Source organism: Paraburkholderia sp. PAMB 6770, assembly GCF_057748135.1.
This window is the reverse complement of record NZ_CM173238.1, coordinates 3,287,468-3,305,202: the sequence shown is the minus strand read 5'-3', so window position 1 is coordinate 3,305,202 and position 17,735 is coordinate 3,287,468. Positions and strand designations below refer to the sequence as shown.

The following is a 17,735-nucleotide window of genomic DNA, read 5'->3' as shown; positions in this document are numbered from 1 at the left end:
TCGGTCCGGTGGTGTGGTCCCGCAGCATGGTCTGGCGGCATGGTCTGGCGGCATGGTCCCGCGGCATCGGTCCGGCGGCGTGAAGCCGCGAGGTTCGTCGCGCGCCGATGTCGCTTCCCGCGCGAGCGCCCAGCCCGGCGTCGGGTGCGCCGGCCCGATGCGGGGCGGGCGGGTAGCACACGCCGGGTACGCGTCTGGTAGACGCGTGGCGAAGGCGTGGCAAACGCGGCGATTCGACGACGATTCGTCATCGTAGAATAGATTCCTTCTATCGTCACCGACACCCGGCTCACTCCACTTATGAAACTTGCCTCGCTGAAGGACGGTACGCGCGACGGTCAACTGATCGTCGTCTCCCGCGACCTGCACACGGCCGCGATAGCGGACGCGATCGCGCCGACGCTGCAGCGCGCGCTCGACGACTGGACCTTCTACGCACCGCAGCTGCAGGAACTGTACGACGCGCTGAACCAGGGCCGCGCGCGTCACGCGTTCCCGTTCGACGCCGCCGACTGCATGGCGCCGCTGCCGCGCGCCTTCCAGTGGGCGGACGGCTCGGCGTACGTGAATCACGTCGAACTGGTGCGGCGCGCGCGCGGCGCCGCGATGCCGCCCGAATTCTGGACTGATCCGCTGATGTACCAGGGCGGCAGCGACGACTTCCTCGGACCGGAGGACGACATCGTCTGTGCGTCCGAGGCGTTCGGCATCGACTTCGAGGCCGAGGTGGCCGTGATCACGTCCGACGTGCCGATGGGCGCAACGCCCGAGCAGGCGCTGAAGGCGGTGCGGCTCGTCATGCTCGCGAACGACGTGTCGCTGCGCAACCTGATCCCGGACGAGCTGGCGAAAGGCTTCGGGTTTTTCCAGAGCAAGCCTGCGACGTCGTTCGCGCCGGTCGCGGCGACGCCCGACGAACTTGGCGAGAATTGGCGCGAAGGCCGCGTGCACCGGCCGCTGATCGTGCACTGGAACGGCCGGAAAGTCGGCCAGCCGGACGCGGGCACCGACATGGTGTTCCACTTCGGCCAGCTGATCGCGCACGCGGCGAAGACGCGCAACCTGCGCGCGGGCTCGATCGTCGGCTCGGGGACGGTGTCGAACAAGGATCCGAAGCGCGGCTACGGCTGCATCGCCGAGAAGCGCTGCCTCGAAACGATCGAGCACGGCGCGCCGCAGACCGCGTTCATGAAGTACGGCGATACCGTGAAGATCGAGATGTTCGACGAAGCCGGCAAGTCGATCTTCGGCGCGATCGAGCAAAGCGTCGCGGAGCCGCACGCGGGTCGCTGATCTTCGTCGGACGCCGCGGCGCGCGGACGGGTTTCGCCCGATCCCCGGAGCGGCGCGCGCCGGGTCAGAATGACGGTTGGGTCGCGCCGGCGGCGACGCGTCGGCCGCCAGCGGGCGCACCCGGCCGCAAAGCGCAAGAAGCTGCGCAGTGCAGGAAACCGCGCAGTGCAGGAAACTGCGCACGGCAGGAAACCGCACACCTCAGGAAACCGGATACGGTAAAACACCGCGCACCGCAGGAAACCGCACACGGCAGGAAACCGCGCACCGCAGGAAACCGCACACCGCAGGAAACCGCGCACCGCAAGAAACCGCGCACCGCAAGAAACCGCACACGGCAAAACACCGCGCACCGCAAAACACCGCACACCGAAAAAACCCGCCATCGCTTTCCCGGACATCCGCCATGCCGCCCGACACCCCGCCCGACACCCCCGACTTCTACGCGCACTATCAGGCGCTGCAGTTGCTGCGCCATCCGCACGGCGTGCTCGAAGTGATCATGAACGGCGCGGGCGCGAACCGCAGCGGCCTCGCGACGGCCGACGCGCAGATGCACCGCGAACTGGCGGAGATCTGGCGCGACATCGACCGCGATCCGGACGCGCGCGTCGCGGTGATTCGCGGCGAGGGCAAAGGGTTTTCGGCGGGCGGCGACCTGCATCTGGTCGAGCAGATGGCGACCGATTTCGCGGTGCGCACGCGCGTGTGGCAGGAAGCGCGCGACCTCGTCTACAACGTGATCAACTGCAGCAAGCCGATCGTCTCGGCGATGCACGGGCCGGCGGTCGGCGCGGGACTGGTCGCGGGCTTGCTCGCCGATATTTCGATCGCGGCGAAAAGCGCGCGCATCATCGACGGCCATACGCGCCTCGGCGTCGCCGCCGGCGATCACGCGGCGATCGTCTGGCCGCTGCTGTGCGGGATGGCGAAGGCCAAGTACTACCTGCTGCTGTGCGAGCCGCTGAGCGGCGAGGAAGCCGAGCGCATCGGACTCGTGTCGCTCGCAGTCGACGAGGATGCGCTGTTGCCGAAGGCATTCGAGATTGCGACGCGGCTTGCCCAGGGTTCGCAGACCGCGATCCGCTGGACCCGCTACGCGCTGAACAACTGGCTGCGCTCGGCGGGGCCAGCCTTCGATACGTCGCTTGCGCTGGAATTCATGGGCTTTGCCGGACCGGACGTGCACGAAGGGGTGCGTTCCCTGCGCGAGCGGCGGGCTCCGGTGTTCGGCTCGCCGCAGGCGGCCGGCGAGGGCGGCGCGAATGCCGCCGGGCAGACACAGACGCCTCGCGATGCCGCCGGGCGCCGGCGCGAGGGCGATGCATGACGGTGCGCGAGTACCGGGCCGCCTCGCTGAGTAGGCTTCGCCTGCCCGCCTGCCCGCCTGCTTGCCTGCTTGCCCAGCCGCCCAGCCGCCCAGCCGCCCAGCCGCCCAGCCGCCCAGCCGCCCGCGTGCCCGCCTGCCTGCACCTACGCACCTACGCACCTACGCACCTACGCACCTACGCACCTACGCACCCACGCACCCACGCACCCAAGCACCCAAGCACCCAAGCACCCAAGCACCCAAGCACCCAAGCACCCAAGCACCCACGCCCGGCCGCCGGGCGGGCGGGCGAAGCCCGGGTCCGCGACGATGTGAGAACCGCGCGCGGCGCGGTATGATCGGATGAAACGCGTGCCAGATCGCACGCCCCCCGTTTTCGCTTGCCGCGAGGAGACTAGCATGACCGATTCATCCGGCTCTGCGCCGCCGTTCCCGGGCTTTCCCGGCTTTCCGCCTGCGGAAATGCTCGATCGCATGTGGGACATGATGCGTCTGTCGCCGTTCGGCTCCGCGTTTCCGGGCGGCCAGGCCGCGGCGGCGCCCGGCCTCGGGCCGTCGCTGTCGATGATGTCCGACATGATGGCGCCGCTCACCAGCGTCGAGGAACTCGACAAGCGCATCACCGACATGCGCGCGGTCGAGCAGTGGCTGAAGCTGAACCTGAACATGCTGCAGTCGGCGATCCAGGCGCTCGAAGTGCAGCGGGCGACGCTCGCCACGCTGCGCGCGTTCGGCGCGTTCGCGCAGCAATCGATGGCGCAGCCGGAAGCCGCGCCGCCGAAGCCCGCGCCGGCGCCTTCACCCGCCCCCGGGCCGAAGCCCGACACGGCGCCGCCGGGTGCGGCTGGCGCGGCCGGCGCCTCGCATCAGGCGGACGAAGCGGCGGGCGCGCCGGGGTTCGATGCGTCGGCGTGGTGGAATCTCTTGCAATCGCAGTTCAACCAGATCGCCCAGTTTGCAATGACGCCGCCTGGTGCGGCGGAGGCGGCCGGCGGGGCGGCGAGCACGGCCGGGCGCACCGCCGCGGCGGCGAAGGCCGGCAAGCAGGACACCGGCAAGGCGGCCGCCCCGAAACGCGGGCCGGCGGCAAAGGGCGCGGCGGGCAGCCGGCCGCGCGCCACGGCGAAGAAGCCGCCGCCGCAACCGGAATGAAGCGCGCCTGCGTGCCCGGCGCGCGGCCCTGAGCATGCGGCTCGCGCTTGTTCTGATGGGCGGCGGCGCGCGCGCCGCGTATCAGGCCGGCGCGTTGCAGGCGCTGGCCGAAATCGCTCGCGAGGTCGCGCCGGCGCGCGCCGCGTCGCCGTTCACGGTGATCTGCGGGACGTCGGCCGGCGCGATCAATGCGACGTCGCTTGCGAGCCATGCCGACGACTTCCTGTACGGGGCCAATCGCCTTGTGCACGTGTGGTCGGCGATGCGCGCGAACCACGTCTATCGCACCGACTGGCCGGGCGTCGTCGCGGCCGGTGCACGCTGGCTCGCGGCGATGTCGTTCGGCTGGGCCGCGCGCCGTTCGCCGCGCGCGCTGCTCGACAATGCGCCGCTCGCGCGCTTTCTCGACACGTCGCTCAGCTTCCACCGCATCGGCCACATGCTGGAGACGCGCGCGCTGCATGCGCTGTCCGTCACCGCGCTCAGCTACTCGTCGGGGCAGCATGTCACGTTCTACCAGTCCGACCAGCCGATCCACGCGTGGCGCCGCGCGCAGCGCTCGGCGCGCATGGTCGCACTGACGCCGGCGCACCTGCTCGCGTCGGCGGCGATTCCGTACGTGTTTCCGGCGGTGCCGCTCGAACTCGACGGCCGCCGCGAGTACTTCGGCGACGGCTCGATCCGCCAGATCGCTCCGCTCAGCCCCGCGATCCACTTCGGCGCGAGCCGCATCGTCGTGATCGGCGCGGGCGCGCCGCGACCCGAGGTGCCGGCGAGCGCGAGCGGCGAAGGCTATCCGTCGCTCGCGCAGATCGGCCAGCAGGTGCTTGCAAGCGTGTTTCTCGATTCGCTGGGCGCCGACATCGAGCGCATCGAGCACGTGAACCGGATGGTCGAGCATCTGCCGCACACCGTCGAGCCGGAAAGCGGCTGGCGTCATGTCGATGTCCTGACGATCGCGCCGAGCGAGCGCATCGAGCTGATCGCGACGCGGCATCTGGAGCGGTTGCCGCTCACGGTGCGCGGGCTGCTCGGCGCGGTCGGCGGCAATCGCGCGTCGGGCGCGTCGTTTGCGAGCTACCTGCTGTTCGAGAGCGCGTTCACTCGCGAGCTGATCGAACTCGGTCGGCGCGATGCGCTGGCGCAGCGCGAGCGCATCGCGGGATGGCTGGCGGGCGAGACCGGCGACGGCGCGCATCCCGGATCGCTGATGGACGGCGGCGGCGCGGTACGAAGCGGCGACGCAGGCGACGCGCGTTAGCGGGGCGGCTCAGCGTACGGACCCGCGCATGGACGGCGGATGGAAAGCGCATGGACGGCGCAGACGGCGCAGACGGCGCAGACGGCGCAGACAGCGCAGACAGCACAGACAGCACAGACAGCACAGACAGCACAGACACAGCGCAGACACAGCGCAGACACAGCGCAGACACAGCATGCCCCGCCCGCAGCCAGGCCGCGCGCCGCCATTCACGGGCGCGACACGCGCGTCAGGCACGCTGTTGACAAAGATCAACATGGGCGCGCGTGCAACCGCCTGTCAGGCCGATCAGGCAAGGCTGCGTGCTATCATGACGTAGGTTTTATCCGGCCTTTGGACGGGTGGCGACAGTCTTGTGCGTCGTCCGTCCGGGGCCGCTTGCGCGCCGGCTGGCGAGCGCGCCCGTCGGGGTCGAACGGGGGCGAGCAGGCGCGAGCGCCGTGCGCAAGGCGCGTGCGCGGGCACCCGAAGCAGCACGACTCCCTGGCTGGCCCGTGCATCTGGGCGGCCGATTCCCGCGTAAAATTCGATACTTGGCTTGCGCGCGCACGGGGTAGGTCCGCGGCCGGGCAAGAGTTGTCACAGACACAAACAGTCGTCGCAATGGGCAGAACAGGGGTGGGACTATGAACACCATGCTTTATCCGGAACTTTACAAATCGCTCGAGTCCGTTCGATGGGACATGGAGAAGGACATCCCCTGGGATAAGTTCGACGCATCGCTCCTGACCGACGAGCAGGCGCAAACCATCAAGATGAACGCGATCACCGAATGGTCGGCGCTGCCCGCCACGGAGATGTTCCTGCGCGACAATCATCACGACAGCGATTTCTCCGCGTTCATGAGCGTGTGGTTCTTCGAGGAGCAGAAGCATTCGCTGGTGCTGATGGAATATCTGCGCCGCTTCCGGCCCGAACTGGTGCCGACCGAAGAGGAGTTGCACGCGGTGCGCTTCGAGTTCGATCCCGCGCCGCCGCTCGAAACGCTGATGCTGCACTTCTGCGGCGAAATCCGCCTGAACCACTGGTATCGCCGCGCGGCCGAATGGCATACCGAGCCGGTCATCAAGCATATCTACGAGACCATCTCGCGCGACGAAGCGCGTCATGGCGGCGCCTATCTGCGCTACATGAAGAAGGCAATGGGCAATTTCGGCGACGTCGCGCGCGCCTCGTTCGCGAAGATCGGCGTGCTGATGGCGTCGGCGCGCCGTACCGAGAAGCCGCTGCATCCGACCAACCTGCACGTGAACCAGTCGCTGTTCCCGCGCGACACGGTGCAGTCGCGCCTGCCCGATCCCGAGTGGCTCGAGCGCTGGCTCGACGAGCAGATCCGCTTCGACGACGGCTGGGAAAAGAAGGTGGTCGACCGGATCCTGCACAATCTGTCGCTGCTGTTCGAGCACACGTTCGGCACCGCGCAGGAGCTGAACCGCTACCGCAAGGAAGTGGTCGCGCGCCTGCAGGCTGCGCAGAAGTCGGCCGGCCAGCCGGCCTGACGCCGGCCTCCGGCAGTCGCATTCGCCATCACGTTCGCTGTTGCAGTCGCGGCCCGGCCGGCGCAAGCCCCGCCGGGCCGCAGTGTTTTTGCCGGCCGGCCGGTCAGCGGGGCCGCGCGTCCCCGGTGCAGCGCGTTCCGGCCCAACCGCCGCGCGCACGCGCGCCTTGCCTTTGAAAGCCTGCGTATCGCGTGTATCGCGTGTATCGTGGCGGCAATCCGTTTTCCGTTTTCTTCGACTTTTCCATGGCAGCTCATTTCGAACGCAAGCTCACGACGCGCGAGGCGCTTGCAGCGCTGCGCCCGTCGCTCGCCGGTCCGGTCGTGTTCACGAACGGCGTCTTCGACATCCTGCATCGCGGCCACGTGACCTACCTCGCTGACGCGAAGGCGCTCGGCGTCTGCCTGATCGTCGGCGTGAACAGCGACGCGTCGGTGCGCAGGCTCGGCAAGGGCGACGACCGGCCGATCAACGCGCAGGCCGACCGCATGGCGTTGCTCGCGGCGCTGGAAAGCGTGGACTGGGTGGTGGGCTTCGAGGAACAGACGCCGGTCGCGCTGATCGAGGCGCTGCATCCCGACGTGCTGGTGAAAGGCGGCGATTACGACATGGACGCGTTACCGGAATCCGCGCTGGTGCGCGGCTGGGGCGGCCGCGCGCTGGCGATTCCATTCGAGCACGACCGCTCGACGACGGCGCTCCTCAAGCGGGTCCGCGCCCATTCCTGACGCGTCCGCCGGGCGCGTCGCGCGTTACTGCGGCAGCGCAGAGGCGGCGATCGGCGGCGTCGGCGCCGGGCCGCCGACCACCGCGAGATCGGCCGCCTGAGCCGCCGACAGCGGCTGGACCTTCAGCCACTCCGGATGCACCTGGCGGTTCAGATGGCCCGGTTCGCGCGCGCCCGCGTACGGCAGCGGCCCGAATACGCCGCGCATTGCCGCGAACGCGACGAGGTTCGCGATAATCAGAAGAGGGATCAGCCAGCGCAGCATCGAGTCAGTCTCCATCCGGGGGCTACGTGTATCGGCGCGGCGGGTCACGCGGGCCGCATCGCGGCACGGTCGGCGGCGATGCGCGCGAGGCCCGACAGCACGAGCGAATCGTGGCGAGTATGCGGCACTTTCAGGGCGGCTGCCACTTCATCGACGGCGCCGCCGCTCACGACGAGCCGCACCGGCTCGCCCCATGCGTCCTGCAGATCGCGCCACGTCCGCTCGACGAGCCCGGCCTGCGCGAGCAGGCAGCCGGCCGACAGCGAGCCCGGCGTATCGGTGCCGAGGAACGCGCGGCCCGCGGCGAGCGCCGCGCGCGCCGTCTGTGCGTCGAGCGTGGGCAATTGCGCGGTCTGCTCGCCGAGCGCGCGCATCATCATCGTCCAGCCGGGAGCGATCAGGCCGCCGGCGAACAGGCCGTCGGCGCGCAGCGCTTCGAGCGTCGTCGCGGTGCCGAAGGTCGCGAGCAGCAGCGCTTCGCCAGGGAACGCCGCGTGCGCGCCGATCAGCCCGGCCCAGCGGTCGCTGCCGAGCGCCGCGGGCGTCGTGTAGCCGTTCGTCACGCCGCATTGCCGCGCGCAGGCGCGAATCGTCGTGCACGCGAGGCCGGGCCAATGCGCGTCGAGCAGCATGTCGAGCCGTTGCGCGACCGCGGCGCCGGCGACGTTCGACAGCCATGCGCCGCCCGGGCGCGGCAAGTCCTGCCACGCCGAAATCGCCGCGCGAGCCGGGGCGGCGGACGGCGCGTCGTCACGGTGAGCGAACGCACCGGTTGCCGTGAGCGTGCCGTCGTCCTGCGCGAGCGCCCATTTGATCCGGCTGTTGCCGGCATCGATCAGCAGGTAGGGGCCGCCGTTCATCGGGGGGTGTCGGCGAGGCGCAGCGAGACGTCGCCGGTCGCGATGGCTGCGCGGCCGGTGGCGGTGTCGAGCAGCAACTGGCCCTGTTCGTCGACGCCCGCCGCGATGCCGCGCGCGAGTTCGGCGCCCTGCTCGATCAGCACGACTTCGCGGCCCGCATACGCGTGGCACGCGTTCCAGCGCCGCTGGAACGGCGCGAAGCCCTCGGCGCCGAAGCGCTTGAGCATCGGTTCGAGCGCGTTCAGTTCGGCGGCGAGCGTGTCGGTCAGGTTCGCGTTCGGCAACGCGCGCGACAGCGCGGTCGGCTCGGTGCCGCGCACCTGCGCCGGGGTGCCGGCATTGAGCTCGGCGACGCGCGCGGCGAGCGCATCCGCGCCTTTCACGTTGGTGCCGATGCCGATCACGACCGCGCTCGCGGATGCGGTGCTCCACGCCGTTTCGATCAGGATGCCGGCCAGCTTGTCGCCTTCGAGCAGCACGTCGTTCGGCCACTTCAGCGCGATTTGCCCCGGCCCGTCGACCGGCAGCGCGCGCAGCCCGTCGACCAGCGCGACGCCGACCGCGAGGCTCAGTCCCGCGAGCCCCGCGAGCGGCCGCGGCAGCACGCAGGCCACCGAGAACAGCAGCGCGTTGCCGGGCTCGGCGTACCAGGTGCGCCCGCGCCGGCCGCGGCCGGCCGTTTGCAGATAGGCGACGCGCACGATCGGGCGGGGCAGCGCGTCCGCGCGACGCGGCAGCCCCTTCACGCGCGCCATCAGGTCGGCGTTGGTGGAGCCGGTTTCCTCGACGATCTCGATGGGCCAGTCGTGCGCATGCGCGCCGAACAGCGCGACCGCGCGCTCGCGGTCGATGCGCCAGTCGTCCGTGGCGCCGGAGGGGGAGGCAGTAGCGTTCATGCCTCGTATTGTAGCGACAGGGCCGCCCCCGGCGGCGCCGCGCTGTCGCTGTCTTTGTCCGGCGCACGCGGCGGCCTGCCGGCGCCGCGCCGCGCGCCGTCGAGGCCTCCGGATGCCGCGTTCGCTACAATGGGCCCTGATCCGATCTCATCGACTCCAGCGCTCCTTGAACGACGACACTCCTCCCGGCCTTGAAGTCGCGGCAGGTAGCCAAGGCAAGGTCATCCAGCTCTCCGGGCAGTGGACGGCGCTCGCGCTCGCGCGCGACCGGGCCACCGGCAAGGTCGTCCCGCGCCTGCGCACGCTCGTGGGCCGCGACGGCCTGCAATGGGATCTGTCGCGCGTCGAGCGGCTGGATCACGTCGGCGGGCAGGCGCTGTGGCGGGTCTGGGGGCGCAGGCTGCCGGCCGGCCTGGTCGCGCTGAGCGACACGCAGCGCGACATCTTCGACCGCATCGCGCTGCTCGACAGCGCGCGCGACACACCCGAGCCGGTCGTGCGGCTCGATCCGTTCACGCGGCTCGGGCTCAGCCTTTTCTCGTTCGCCGAGCATCTCTACGGCGGCGTTGCGATGTTCGGGCGCTTCGTGCTGGACCTGCTCGCGATCGCGCGCAAGCCGCAGATCACGCCGTGGACGGAGATTTCCGCGAACGTCTACAACGCCGGCGCGCGCGCGCTGCCGATCCTCGCGCTCGTCGCGTTCCTGATCGGCATCGTGCTCAGCTATCTGTCCGCGCAGCAACTGCGCCTGTTCGGCGCGAACCAGTACATCGTCAACATTCTCGGGCTCGCGGTGATCCGCGAACTCGGGCCGGTGCTCTCGGCGATCCTCGTCGCGGGGCGCTCGGGCTCGGCGATCACCGCGCAGATCGGCGTGATGCGCGTGACCGAGGAGCTCGACGCGATGCGCGTGATGGGCATCCCGCACGGGCTGCGGCTGATCCTGCCGCGCATCCTCGCGCTCGGCGTCGCGATGCCGCTGCTCGTCATGTGGACCAACATCGTCGCGCTCACCGGCGGCGCGCTCGCCGCGAAGCTGGTGCTCGGCATCGACTTCAGCTACTTCATGCGCGCGCTGCCGGACGTCGTGCCGGTCGCGAACCTGTGGATCGGGCTCGGCAAGGGCGTCGCGTTCGGCATGCTGATCGCGATCGTCGGCTGCCACTTCGGCTTTCGCATCAAGGCCAATTCGCAGAGCCTCGGCGAGGGCACCACGGCCTCGGTCGTCACGTCGATCACGGTCGTCATTCTGGCCGACGCGGTGTTCGCGATCCTGTTCCAGAACGTGGGGCTCGGATGAGCGCGCCGCTCGCCGCGACCCCGCACGAAGCGCCGGCGGCGGCCGCCGCCGCGCCGGTGATCGAGGTGATCGATCTGACCAAGCGCTATGGGCGCAACCTCGTCCATCAGCATCTGAACTTCGACGTGCGGCGCGGCGAGATCGTGTCGATCGTCGGCGGCTCCGGGTCCGGCAAGACCACGCTGGTGCGCCAGATCCTCGCGCTCGAACGGCCGTCGTCGGGCACGATCCGCCTGTTCGGCGAGGACATCGCGACGATCACGCCCGCCGAAGCATTGCTGATGCGCAGCCGCTCCGGCATGCTGTTTCAGCGCGGCGCGCTGTTCTCGTCGCTGTCGGTGTTCGACAACGTCGCGCAGCCGCTGCGCGAACTCGGCAAGATCCCGGAGGACCTGCTGCGCGACATCGTGATGCTCAAGCTCCAGATGGTGGGGCTGCCGTGCAAGCATGCGTCGAAGATGCCGTCGGCGCTGTCGGGCGGGATGATCAAGCGGGTGGGCATCGCGCGCGCGATCGCGCTCGAACCGGAGTTGCTGTTTCTCGACGAACCCACGGCCGGGCTGGATCCGCAGGCATCGGACGAGTTCGTCGAACTGGTGAGCACGCTGCATCGCGCGCTCGGTCTGACCGTCGTGATGGTGACGCACGATCTCGACACGATGATCGCGCTGTCGACGCGCGTCGCGGTGCTGGCCGACCGCAAGGTGCTGGTGGCCGCGCCGGTGGAGGAAGCGGCGGGCATCGATCATCCGTTTATCCGCGAGTATTTTCTCGGTCTGCGCGGCCGGCGCGCGCTGCTGGCGCTGCCGCCGGAGCGCCGCGCGAAGCTGCCGCCGGCCGCGTTTGCCGGCGTATCGGCGCAGCCGTCGCTGTGAGTCTGGAACCCTGATCATGGAAAACAAATCGCACGCCTTCTGGGCGGGACTGTTCACGGTGGCGCTGCTCGTGGCGATCGCGGCGGCGGGCTTCCTGTTCAACGTGGACCGTACGGTGCGCGTGCCGTACGACCTGATCGCGCGCTCCAACGTCACCGGGCTCTACCCGGATGCGTCGGTGCGCTACCGGGGGCTCGACGTCGGCAAGGTGCAGACGATCCGCTTCGACCCGAATCATCCGGGGCAGATCGTGATCCGCATCCTCGTCGACCAGCACGCGCCGATCACGCATTCGACCTACGGCAGCGTCGGCCTGCAGGGCGTGACCGGCATCGCGTTCATCCAGCTCGACGACACCGGCCGCGACCTGAGGCCGCTGCCTTCGTCGGCGAAGGCCGTCGCGCAGATCCCGATGCGCCCAGGCCTGCTCGATCAGCTGCAGGAGCGCGGCGATGCGCTGCTGCACAAGCTCGACGTCGTCGCCGACGACGTGAACGCGATGCTCTCGCCGCAGATGCGCGAGCAGTTGCAGGCAACCGCGGCGAGCCTGCAGCACGCGGCCGACGGCGTGACCGCGCTGACCGGGCAGCTCCAGCCGGCGGCCGGCAAGCTGCCCCAGACGATCGACGCGCTCGACCGCACGCTCGCGTCGACCAGCCAGCTGATCGCCAGCCTGAACCGTCCGGACGGTCCGTTCCAGACGAATCTGAACAAGGTCGGCACCGCCGCGCAGCAGGCGGGCGACGCGCTCGAAGCGATGAACGGGACGTTGCAGGATCTGTCCGCGCGGGTCGGGTACGACACGCTGCCGCGGGTCGATGCGCTCGCCGACGACGTGCGCTCGGCGGTCCGCTCGGTGGATCAGGCGGCGGGCGTGTTCAGCGCGAGCCCGCGCAGCCTCCTGTTCGGCGCGCCGCCGCCCGCGCCCGGTCCGGGCGAACCGGGCTTCGCATGGCCCGCGGCGCATGCCGCTCGCTGATCTGAAAGGAACCTTCCGATGGCACGCTCGTTCACCGGCCCGCTGACGGGCCGCCCGTCCGCTCCGTTCTCTCCTCTGCGCGCGCGCGGGCGCGCCTGCGCGGCGTTCGTCGCGGCCGGCATGCTCGGCGTGCTCGGCGGCTGCGCCGCGACGAGTCCGGGCGCAGCCCAGGTCCGCTACGATCTCGGTCCGGCGCCGCACACCGCCGCGAACGGCGGCGGCGCGCTGCCGCCGCTCAAGGTGCTCGCGGTGACGGCGCCGCAGACGCTGTCGACGGACGGGCTGATCTATCGACTCGGTTACGCGGATGCCCAGCAAACGGCCGCCTACGCGCAGAGCCGCTGGTCGATGCCGCCCGCGCAACTGCTCACGCAACGGCTGCGCGATGCGCTGTCGCAGCGCGGCACGGTGCTGACCGGCGCCGACAGCGTGCGCGCACCGGTGCTGAAGGTCGATCTCGATGCGTTCGAGCAGGTGTTCGACAGCCGCAGCGCGAGCCACGCGCTCGTGCACGCACGGGCGACGCTGATGCGGCGCGGCGAGGTGCTCGCGCAGCGCACGTTCACCGTGCAGACACCGGCGCCCTCGCCGGACGCCGCAGGGGGCGCGCAGGCGCTGGCGGCCGCGAGCGACGCGCTGGTCGCGCAGATTGCCGCGTGGGTGGGCGCGCAGCCGCTTGCTTTGACGCACTGAGCGGGCGGGGCGCGACGTACGCCATGTGCGTCCCGTGCGTCCCGTGCACCCCATACACCGCGCCCTTGCGTTCCGTCCCCGCGTGCGTCGGAGCGCGTGCGCGGGCCCCTCGCTATAATCGACCCACGCATCGATCCACCCGCGGCGCCCGCGCAGGCCAGAACCGCGCGTCGCCCGTGCCGCCCGCCGCCTTCCGTCTCGTCCTCCCTACACCATGGACTCTTTCTACAAGTACCACGTCTTTTTCTGCCTGAACCAGCGCGAACCCGGCGCGGAGCGCCCGAGTTGCGCGAACTGCAACGCACAGGCGATGCAGGAGCACGCCAAAAAGCGCGTCAAGCAACTGGGCCTCGCCGGTCCCGGCCAGGTGCGCATCAACAAGGCCGGCTGCCTCGACCGCTGCGAAGAGGGGCCGACGATCGTCGTCTATCCGGAAGGCACGTGGTACACCTATGTCGACGAGCATGACATCGACGAGATCGTCGAGTCCCATCTCGCGCGCGGCGAGGTCGTCGAGCGTCTGAAGATCGACCGGTAGGCGGCGCGATGAACGGACACACGCAACGCTTCCTGATCGACGGACCGGTCGGCCACATCGAGGTGGCGCTCGACCTGCCCGACGCGACCCGCGAAAATGGCGCGCCGCCGCGCGGCATTGCGCTGGTCGCGCATCCGCACCCGCTGTTCGGCGGCACGATGGACAACAAGGTTGCGCAGACGCTCGCGCGCACGCTCGTGCAGCTCGGCTACACGACCTACCGCTCGAACTTCCGCGGTGTCGGGCAAACGCAAGGCGAGCACGACGGCGGGATCGGCGAGCGCGACGACCTGCGCGCGCTGCTCGATCACATGCGCGCGCAGCCGGGGCAGGCCGGGCTGCCGCTGGTGCTCGCGGGGTTCTCGTTCGGCACGTTCGTGCTGTCGCACGTCGCGGCGCGGCTGCTTGCCGAGCAGGCGGGCATCGAGCGGATGGTGTTCGTCGGCACGGCGGCGAGCCGCTGGGAGGTTGCGCCGGTGCCGGAAAACACGCTCGTGATTCACGGCGAACTGGACGAGACCGTTCCCATTCAATCGGTTTACGACTGGGCGAGGCCGCAGGAATTGCCGGTCGTGGTGATTCCGGGGGCCGAGCATTTCCTGCATCGCAAGCTGCACATCCTGAAGCGCATCATCGTCGACGCGTGGCGCTGACGCCCCCGCCCGCGTGCGTTTTATGGGGTACAGGTACGCGCGAAATGAAAATTTATCATCGGGCAAGCCGCGAGTCCGGGCCGCGCGCGCGCGTATAATGAGCGCTCTTTTTTGCGCGCAGCGCCGCTCTTGCCGCTGATGGCGCGTCGTTTCGGCGTCTGTCGCCGGGCGTGCTGCGCGAACCGATCGTCTGGCCGGAAGTCCAACGGGCGCCGCGCCGCCTTTTTGCGCGGCTAGCGCTCGCCGACCGGCTCTTCCAAACTGCGCGCCCCCGGGCGCGGTGCACATTTCTGCCCGAATCGATCCTATGCGTTCTCCCCTCTCCGGCCTTTCGCCCCTCGCGTCTTTCCCGTCCTTCGTTCCCCGTTCCCTCAGCCGCGCCGTGACGCTCGGCGCCGTGCTGCCCGTCACGCTCGTCGCGAGCACCGCGTTCGCGCAGGTGCCGCCGCCCGCGGTGAACGCGCGCTCGTGGGTGCTGATGGACGCCACTAGCAACCAGGTGCTCGCATCCGGCAATCCCGACGAGCGCGTCGAGCCCGCGTCGCTCACGAAGCTGATGACCGCGTACCTCGTGTTCGAGGCGCTGCAGAGCAAGAAGATCTCGATGGACCAGATCGTCATGCCGAGCGACGCGGTGCGCCGCGTGAAGACCGACGAATCGCGCATGTTCATCGAGGCGAACAAGCCGGTTTCGGTGCACGACCTCGTGTACGGGATGATCATCCAGTCGGGCAACGACGCGGCGATCGCGCTGGCGGAACTGGTCGGCGGCAGCGAGGCGCAGTTCGTCGACATGATGAATGCGGAGGCGAAGCGCCTCGGCATGACGCACACGCACTATGCGGACGTGAACGGGATGCCCTCCCCGGGGCACTATACGAGCGCAGGCGACCTCGCGCTCCTGTCGGTACGGCTGATCCGCGACTTTCCCGAGTACTACAGCATCTTCGCGATCAAGGAATTCACGTACAACAAGATTCGCCAGTTCAACCGCAACCGGCTGCTGTGGACCGATCCGAGCGTCGACGGCCTGAAGACCGGCCACACGCAGGCGGCCGGCTACTGCCTGATCGCGAGCGCGAAGCGTCCGCTGCCGGGCGTGCCGGATGCGACGAACCGCCTCGTGACGGTGATGATGGGCGAAGTGAAGGAGCACGATCGCGTCGTGGACAGCATGAAGATGCTGGACTACGGCTATAGCGCGTACGACACGGTGCGCCTCTACAAGGCCGGTCAGGCGGTCGGCACGCCGCGCGTCTACAAGGGCCTCGTCAATACGGTCAGCGTCGGCGTGAAGGGCAACGAATTCGTGACGGTGCCACGGGGCATGGGCAGCAAGGTGAAGCCCGAAGTCGACCTGAACGAACCGCTGATTGCGCCGATCAGCGCCGGCCAGCAGGTCGGTACGGTGAAGGTGGTCGCCGACGGCAAGGTGCTGTCGCAGATCCCGGTGGTGGCGCTGCAGCCGGTGCCGCAGGCGGGCGTGCTCGGCCGCGCGTGGGATTCGCTGATGCTGATGTTCAACAAGAAGAAGTAAGCGGTAGGCGGCGCCGGCACCGCCGCGCGCCGGGTGGCATGGGGCCGCATGCCCCGTGCGGCCGTACCGCGGCGCATCGCGGTGTATCGCGGCCTGTTGAGGCGTGTGGCGCGGCGCCTGGCGCCCGGCGTGCGGCGCCTGGCGGGCGGTCCGCAAGGAGTGAGGAATGCAGTCCGACAACGATTCGTTATTTGAATTTCCGTGCGATTTCCCGATCAAGGTGATGGGCAAGTCGCATCCCGAGTTTGCCGAGACGATCGTCGCGGTGGTCCGGCAGTTCGACGCCGGTCTGGACGCGTCGCGCGTCGAGACCCGGCCGTCGAGCGGCGGCACGTACACGGGCCTGACGGTCACGGTGCGGGCCACGAGCCGCGCGCATCTCGACGACATCTACCGCGCGCTCACCGGCCATCCGATGGTCAAGGTCGTGCTGTGAGCATCAGGCCCGCGGCGCCTCGGCCGTGGGCGGTACGGCGCGCCCCGCGCCGCAGGTCGCATTGAAGAGCAGCCGGAACCGGCCGGCCTCGGCGAACACCCAGTCCCGGAATGCCCGCACGCGCTCGGTCTGCAGCGCGTGCGGCGGGCATACGAAGTAGTACTGCCACGGGCTCGGGCCATCCACGTCGAACAGCCGCACGAGCCGTCCCGCGACGATTTCCTGCGTGGCGAGCGAGCGCCGCACGAGTGCGATGCCCTGGCCGTCGATCGCGGCCTGCAGCAGATTCGACGAATCCTGGTACAGCACGCCACGCCGCGGTTCGGGCACCTCCGTGAGGCCGGCGGCGTCGAGCCACGGGCGCCATAGCTCGTCGTCCGAGCGCAGCAGCGGCATAGGGGCGAGTTCGGCCGGCGTGCGCGGCAGAGCGCCGCCGTTGAAGGCCGGCGAGCACGCGGGAAAGAAAATCTCCTCCAGCAGCAGTTCCGCATGCAGGCCGGCGTATTTGCCGAAGCCGAAGCGGATGACCGCATCCACGTCGTCGCGGGTGAAATCGGTCAGCGAGTTTGTCGACAGCAGCTCGATGTCCCATTGCGGATACGCCTCGATGAAGCCGCCGATACGCGGCGTGATCCAGCGCGCGGCGAACGACGACAGGATCGATACCACCAGGCGCCGCTCGCGGTCGCCGGCGCGAAGGTCGCGTGTGGCGTCGGCGAGCGCGCCGAGCGCATCGCGCACCGCGCTCGCGTAGCGGCGGCCTGCCTCGGTGAGGCGCACGCGTTTGCCGTCGCGCGCAAACAGCACGACGCCCAGCTCGGCCTCGAGCGCGCGGATCTGATGGCTGACCGCGCCGTGGGTGACGAACAGCTCGTCCGCGGCGCGCGAAAAGCTCTCGTGACGAGCGGCCGCCTCGAAAGCCTTGATCGCGTTCAGACTGGGCAACTGGCGAAGGTCCATCGCAATTTTTCTCACATAAGGGCGAAAATTGATCGTTTTGCGCAAGCCCTTGCTACGCCTACGATTGTAGCCATCAAACGACTTTTCGAGAGGGCATCATGCGGGAAATTTCCTCCAGTATCACGTTCGAAATTCGCGGTGGCGAGACGGTGCCGATGCGGGTGGCGCGCAGCACGCGGCTCGTGGTGAGCGGTGCGCCGGTGTGGCTCACGCGCAGCGACGACGTCGAGGACTACTGGCTCGAACCGGGACGCGTGCTGCGGCTGCGGCGCGGCGAGCGCCTGTGGCTGGGAGTCGAGCGCGGCGCGTGCGCGCAGGTCGCGTTCGCGGTGCCGGCGCGAGTCGATGCGCGCGGCTTCGACTGGCTGATGCGGCTCGCCGACCGGTTGGGGCTGCCGGGACGCGCCGGCTGGCGCACCGTCTGACCAGCGGCGGCCCGGGCGCGACGACGGGCGCCGGTCGCCGCGCGCGCCGGGCCGTC

At 69.8% G+C, this 17,735-nt stretch carries 19 protein-coding genes; 15 read left to right on the top strand and 4 right to left on the bottom strand.

The window, feature by feature from the left end; all coding sequences use genetic code 11:
- Nucleotides 1-300: 300 nt before the first annotated feature.
- From AC3AP7_RS14950 to rfaE2, 6 genes are all read left to right on the top strand, one after another.
- Nucleotides 301-1,293: a fumarylacetoacetate hydrolase family protein gene (locus AC3AP7_RS14950; RefSeq protein WP_475761622.1), complete on the top strand. Its 993-nt coding sequence runs from the start codon at nucleotides 301-303 to the stop codon at nucleotides 1,291-1,293.
- A 406-nt stretch (nucleotides 1,294-1,699) separates the two neighbouring features.
- On the top strand, nucleotides 1,700-2,623 hold the full coding sequence (locus AC3AP7_RS14945) for an enoyl-CoA hydratase/isomerase family protein (RefSeq protein WP_475761624.1): 924 nt from the start codon (nucleotides 1,700-1,702) through the stop codon (nucleotides 2,621-2,623).
- 399 nt (nucleotides 2,624-3,022) lie between these two features.
- Nucleotides 3,023-3,775 (top strand): PhaM family polyhydroxyalkanoate granule multifunctional regulatory protein, encoded by a 753-nt coding sequence (locus tag AC3AP7_RS14940; RefSeq protein WP_475761626.1) that lies wholly within the window; start codon nucleotides 3,023-3,025, stop codon nucleotides 3,773-3,775.
- A gap of 34 nt (nucleotides 3,776-3,809) precedes the next feature.
- Nucleotides 3,810-5,036, top strand: coding sequence for a patatin-like phospholipase family protein (locus AC3AP7_RS14935; RefSeq protein WP_475761628.1), 1,227 nt, complete (start codon nucleotides 3,810-3,812; stop codon nucleotides 5,034-5,036).
- Nucleotides 5,037-5,662: 626 nt separating this feature from the next.
- Nucleotides 5,663-6,535: a ferritin family protein gene (locus AC3AP7_RS14930; protein WP_475761631.1), complete on the top strand. Its 873-nt coding sequence runs from the start codon at nucleotides 5,663-5,665 to the stop codon at nucleotides 6,533-6,535.
- Nucleotides 6,536-6,780: 245 nt separating this feature from the next.
- Complete coding sequence (gene rfaE2, locus AC3AP7_RS14925; RefSeq protein ID WP_475761633.1) at nucleotides 6,781-7,263, top strand: D-glycero-beta-D-manno-heptose 1-phosphate adenylyltransferase; 483 nt, start codon at nucleotides 6,781-6,783, stop codon at nucleotides 7,261-7,263.
- Nucleotides 7,264-7,287: 24 nt separating this feature from the next.
- On the opposite strand, the gene AC3AP7_RS14920 is transcribed toward rfaE2, so the two are convergent.
- From AC3AP7_RS14920 to AC3AP7_RS14910, 3 genes are read right to left on the bottom strand one after another with little or no spacing between them, the layout of a single operon-like run.
- Nucleotides 7,288-7,527, bottom strand: a complete 240-nt coding sequence (locus tag AC3AP7_RS14920) for a hypothetical protein (protein ID WP_475767911.1) — start codon at nucleotides 7,525-7,527, stop codon at nucleotides 7,288-7,290.
- 44 nt (nucleotides 7,528-7,571) lie between these two features.
- A complete protein-coding gene (locus AC3AP7_RS14915; RefSeq protein ID WP_475761636.1) occupies nucleotides 7,572-8,387 on the bottom strand; it encodes a type III pantothenate kinase in 816 nt (271 codons plus the stop codon).
- Nucleotides 8,384-9,283, bottom strand: coding sequence for a biotin--[acetyl-CoA-carboxylase] ligase (locus AC3AP7_RS14910; protein ID WP_475761638.1), 900 nt, complete (start codon nucleotides 9,281-9,283; stop codon nucleotides 8,384-8,386). Before AC3AP7_RS14910 ends, AC3AP7_RS14915 begins: the two co-directional genes overlap by 4 nt.
- 166 nt (nucleotides 9,284-9,449) lie before the next feature.
- Here AC3AP7_RS14910 and AC3AP7_RS14905 point away from each other — a divergent pair, with 166 nt between their 5' ends.
- From AC3AP7_RS14905 to AC3AP7_RS14870, 8 genes are all read left to right on the top strand, one after another.
- Complete coding sequence (locus AC3AP7_RS14905; protein ID WP_475761640.1) at nucleotides 9,450-10,583, top strand: MlaE family ABC transporter permease; 1,134 nt, start codon at nucleotides 9,450-9,452, stop codon at nucleotides 10,581-10,583.
- On the top strand, nucleotides 10,580-11,458 hold the full coding sequence (locus AC3AP7_RS14900; protein ID WP_475761642.1) for an ABC transporter ATP-binding protein: 879 nt from the start codon (nucleotides 10,580-10,582) through the stop codon (nucleotides 11,456-11,458). The genes AC3AP7_RS14905 and AC3AP7_RS14900 overlap by 4 nt, the downstream gene beginning before the upstream one ends.
- Before the next feature lie 16 nt (nucleotides 11,459-11,474).
- On the top strand, nucleotides 11,475-12,437 hold the full coding sequence (locus AC3AP7_RS14895; RefSeq protein WP_475761644.1) for an MlaD family protein: 963 nt from the start codon (nucleotides 11,475-11,477) through the stop codon (nucleotides 12,435-12,437).
- A gap of 120 nt (nucleotides 12,438-12,557) precedes the next feature.
- A complete protein-coding gene (locus tag AC3AP7_RS14890; RefSeq protein WP_475767913.1) occupies nucleotides 12,558-13,130 on the top strand; it encodes an ABC-type transport auxiliary lipoprotein family protein in 573 nt (190 codons plus the stop codon).
- Nucleotides 13,131-13,344: 214 nt separating this feature from the next.
- Nucleotides 13,345-13,668, top strand: coding sequence for a (2Fe-2S) ferredoxin domain-containing protein (locus AC3AP7_RS14885; protein WP_475761646.1), 324 nt, complete (start codon nucleotides 13,345-13,347; stop codon nucleotides 13,666-13,668).
- An 8-nt stretch (nucleotides 13,669-13,676) separates the two neighbouring features.
- Nucleotides 13,677-14,321, top strand: coding sequence for an alpha/beta hydrolase (locus AC3AP7_RS14880; RefSeq protein ID WP_475761648.1), 645 nt, complete (start codon nucleotides 13,677-13,679; stop codon nucleotides 14,319-14,321).
- A 307-nt stretch (nucleotides 14,322-14,628) separates the two neighbouring features.
- Complete coding sequence (locus AC3AP7_RS14875; protein ID WP_475761650.1) at nucleotides 14,629-15,858, top strand: D-alanyl-D-alanine carboxypeptidase family protein; 1,230 nt, start codon at nucleotides 14,629-14,631, stop codon at nucleotides 15,856-15,858.
- Between the two features lie 166 nt (nucleotides 15,859-16,024).
- Nucleotides 16,025-16,294 carry a DUF493 family protein gene (locus AC3AP7_RS14870; protein ID WP_475761652.1) on the top strand — a complete coding sequence of 90 codons (270 nt, stop codon included), beginning with the start codon at nucleotides 16,025-16,027 and terminating at the stop codon, nucleotides 16,292-16,294.
- A 3-nt stretch (nucleotides 16,295-16,297) separates the two neighbouring features.
- On the opposite strand, the gene AC3AP7_RS14865 is transcribed toward AC3AP7_RS14870, so the two are convergent.
- The gene (locus AC3AP7_RS14865) at nucleotides 16,298-17,254 is read right to left on the bottom strand and encodes a transcriptional regulator GcvA (protein WP_475761655.1); all 957 of its coding nucleotides are present in this window, start codon (nucleotides 17,252-17,254) and stop codon (nucleotides 16,298-16,300) included.
- A gap of 98 nt (nucleotides 17,255-17,352) precedes the next feature.
- Between AC3AP7_RS14865 and AC3AP7_RS14860 the strand changes: the two genes are divergently transcribed.
- A complete protein-coding gene (locus AC3AP7_RS14860) occupies nucleotides 17,353-17,679 on the top strand; it encodes a DUF2917 domain-containing protein (protein ID WP_475761657.1) in 327 nt (108 codons plus the stop codon).
- Nucleotides 17,680-17,735 lie beyond the last annotated feature (56 nt).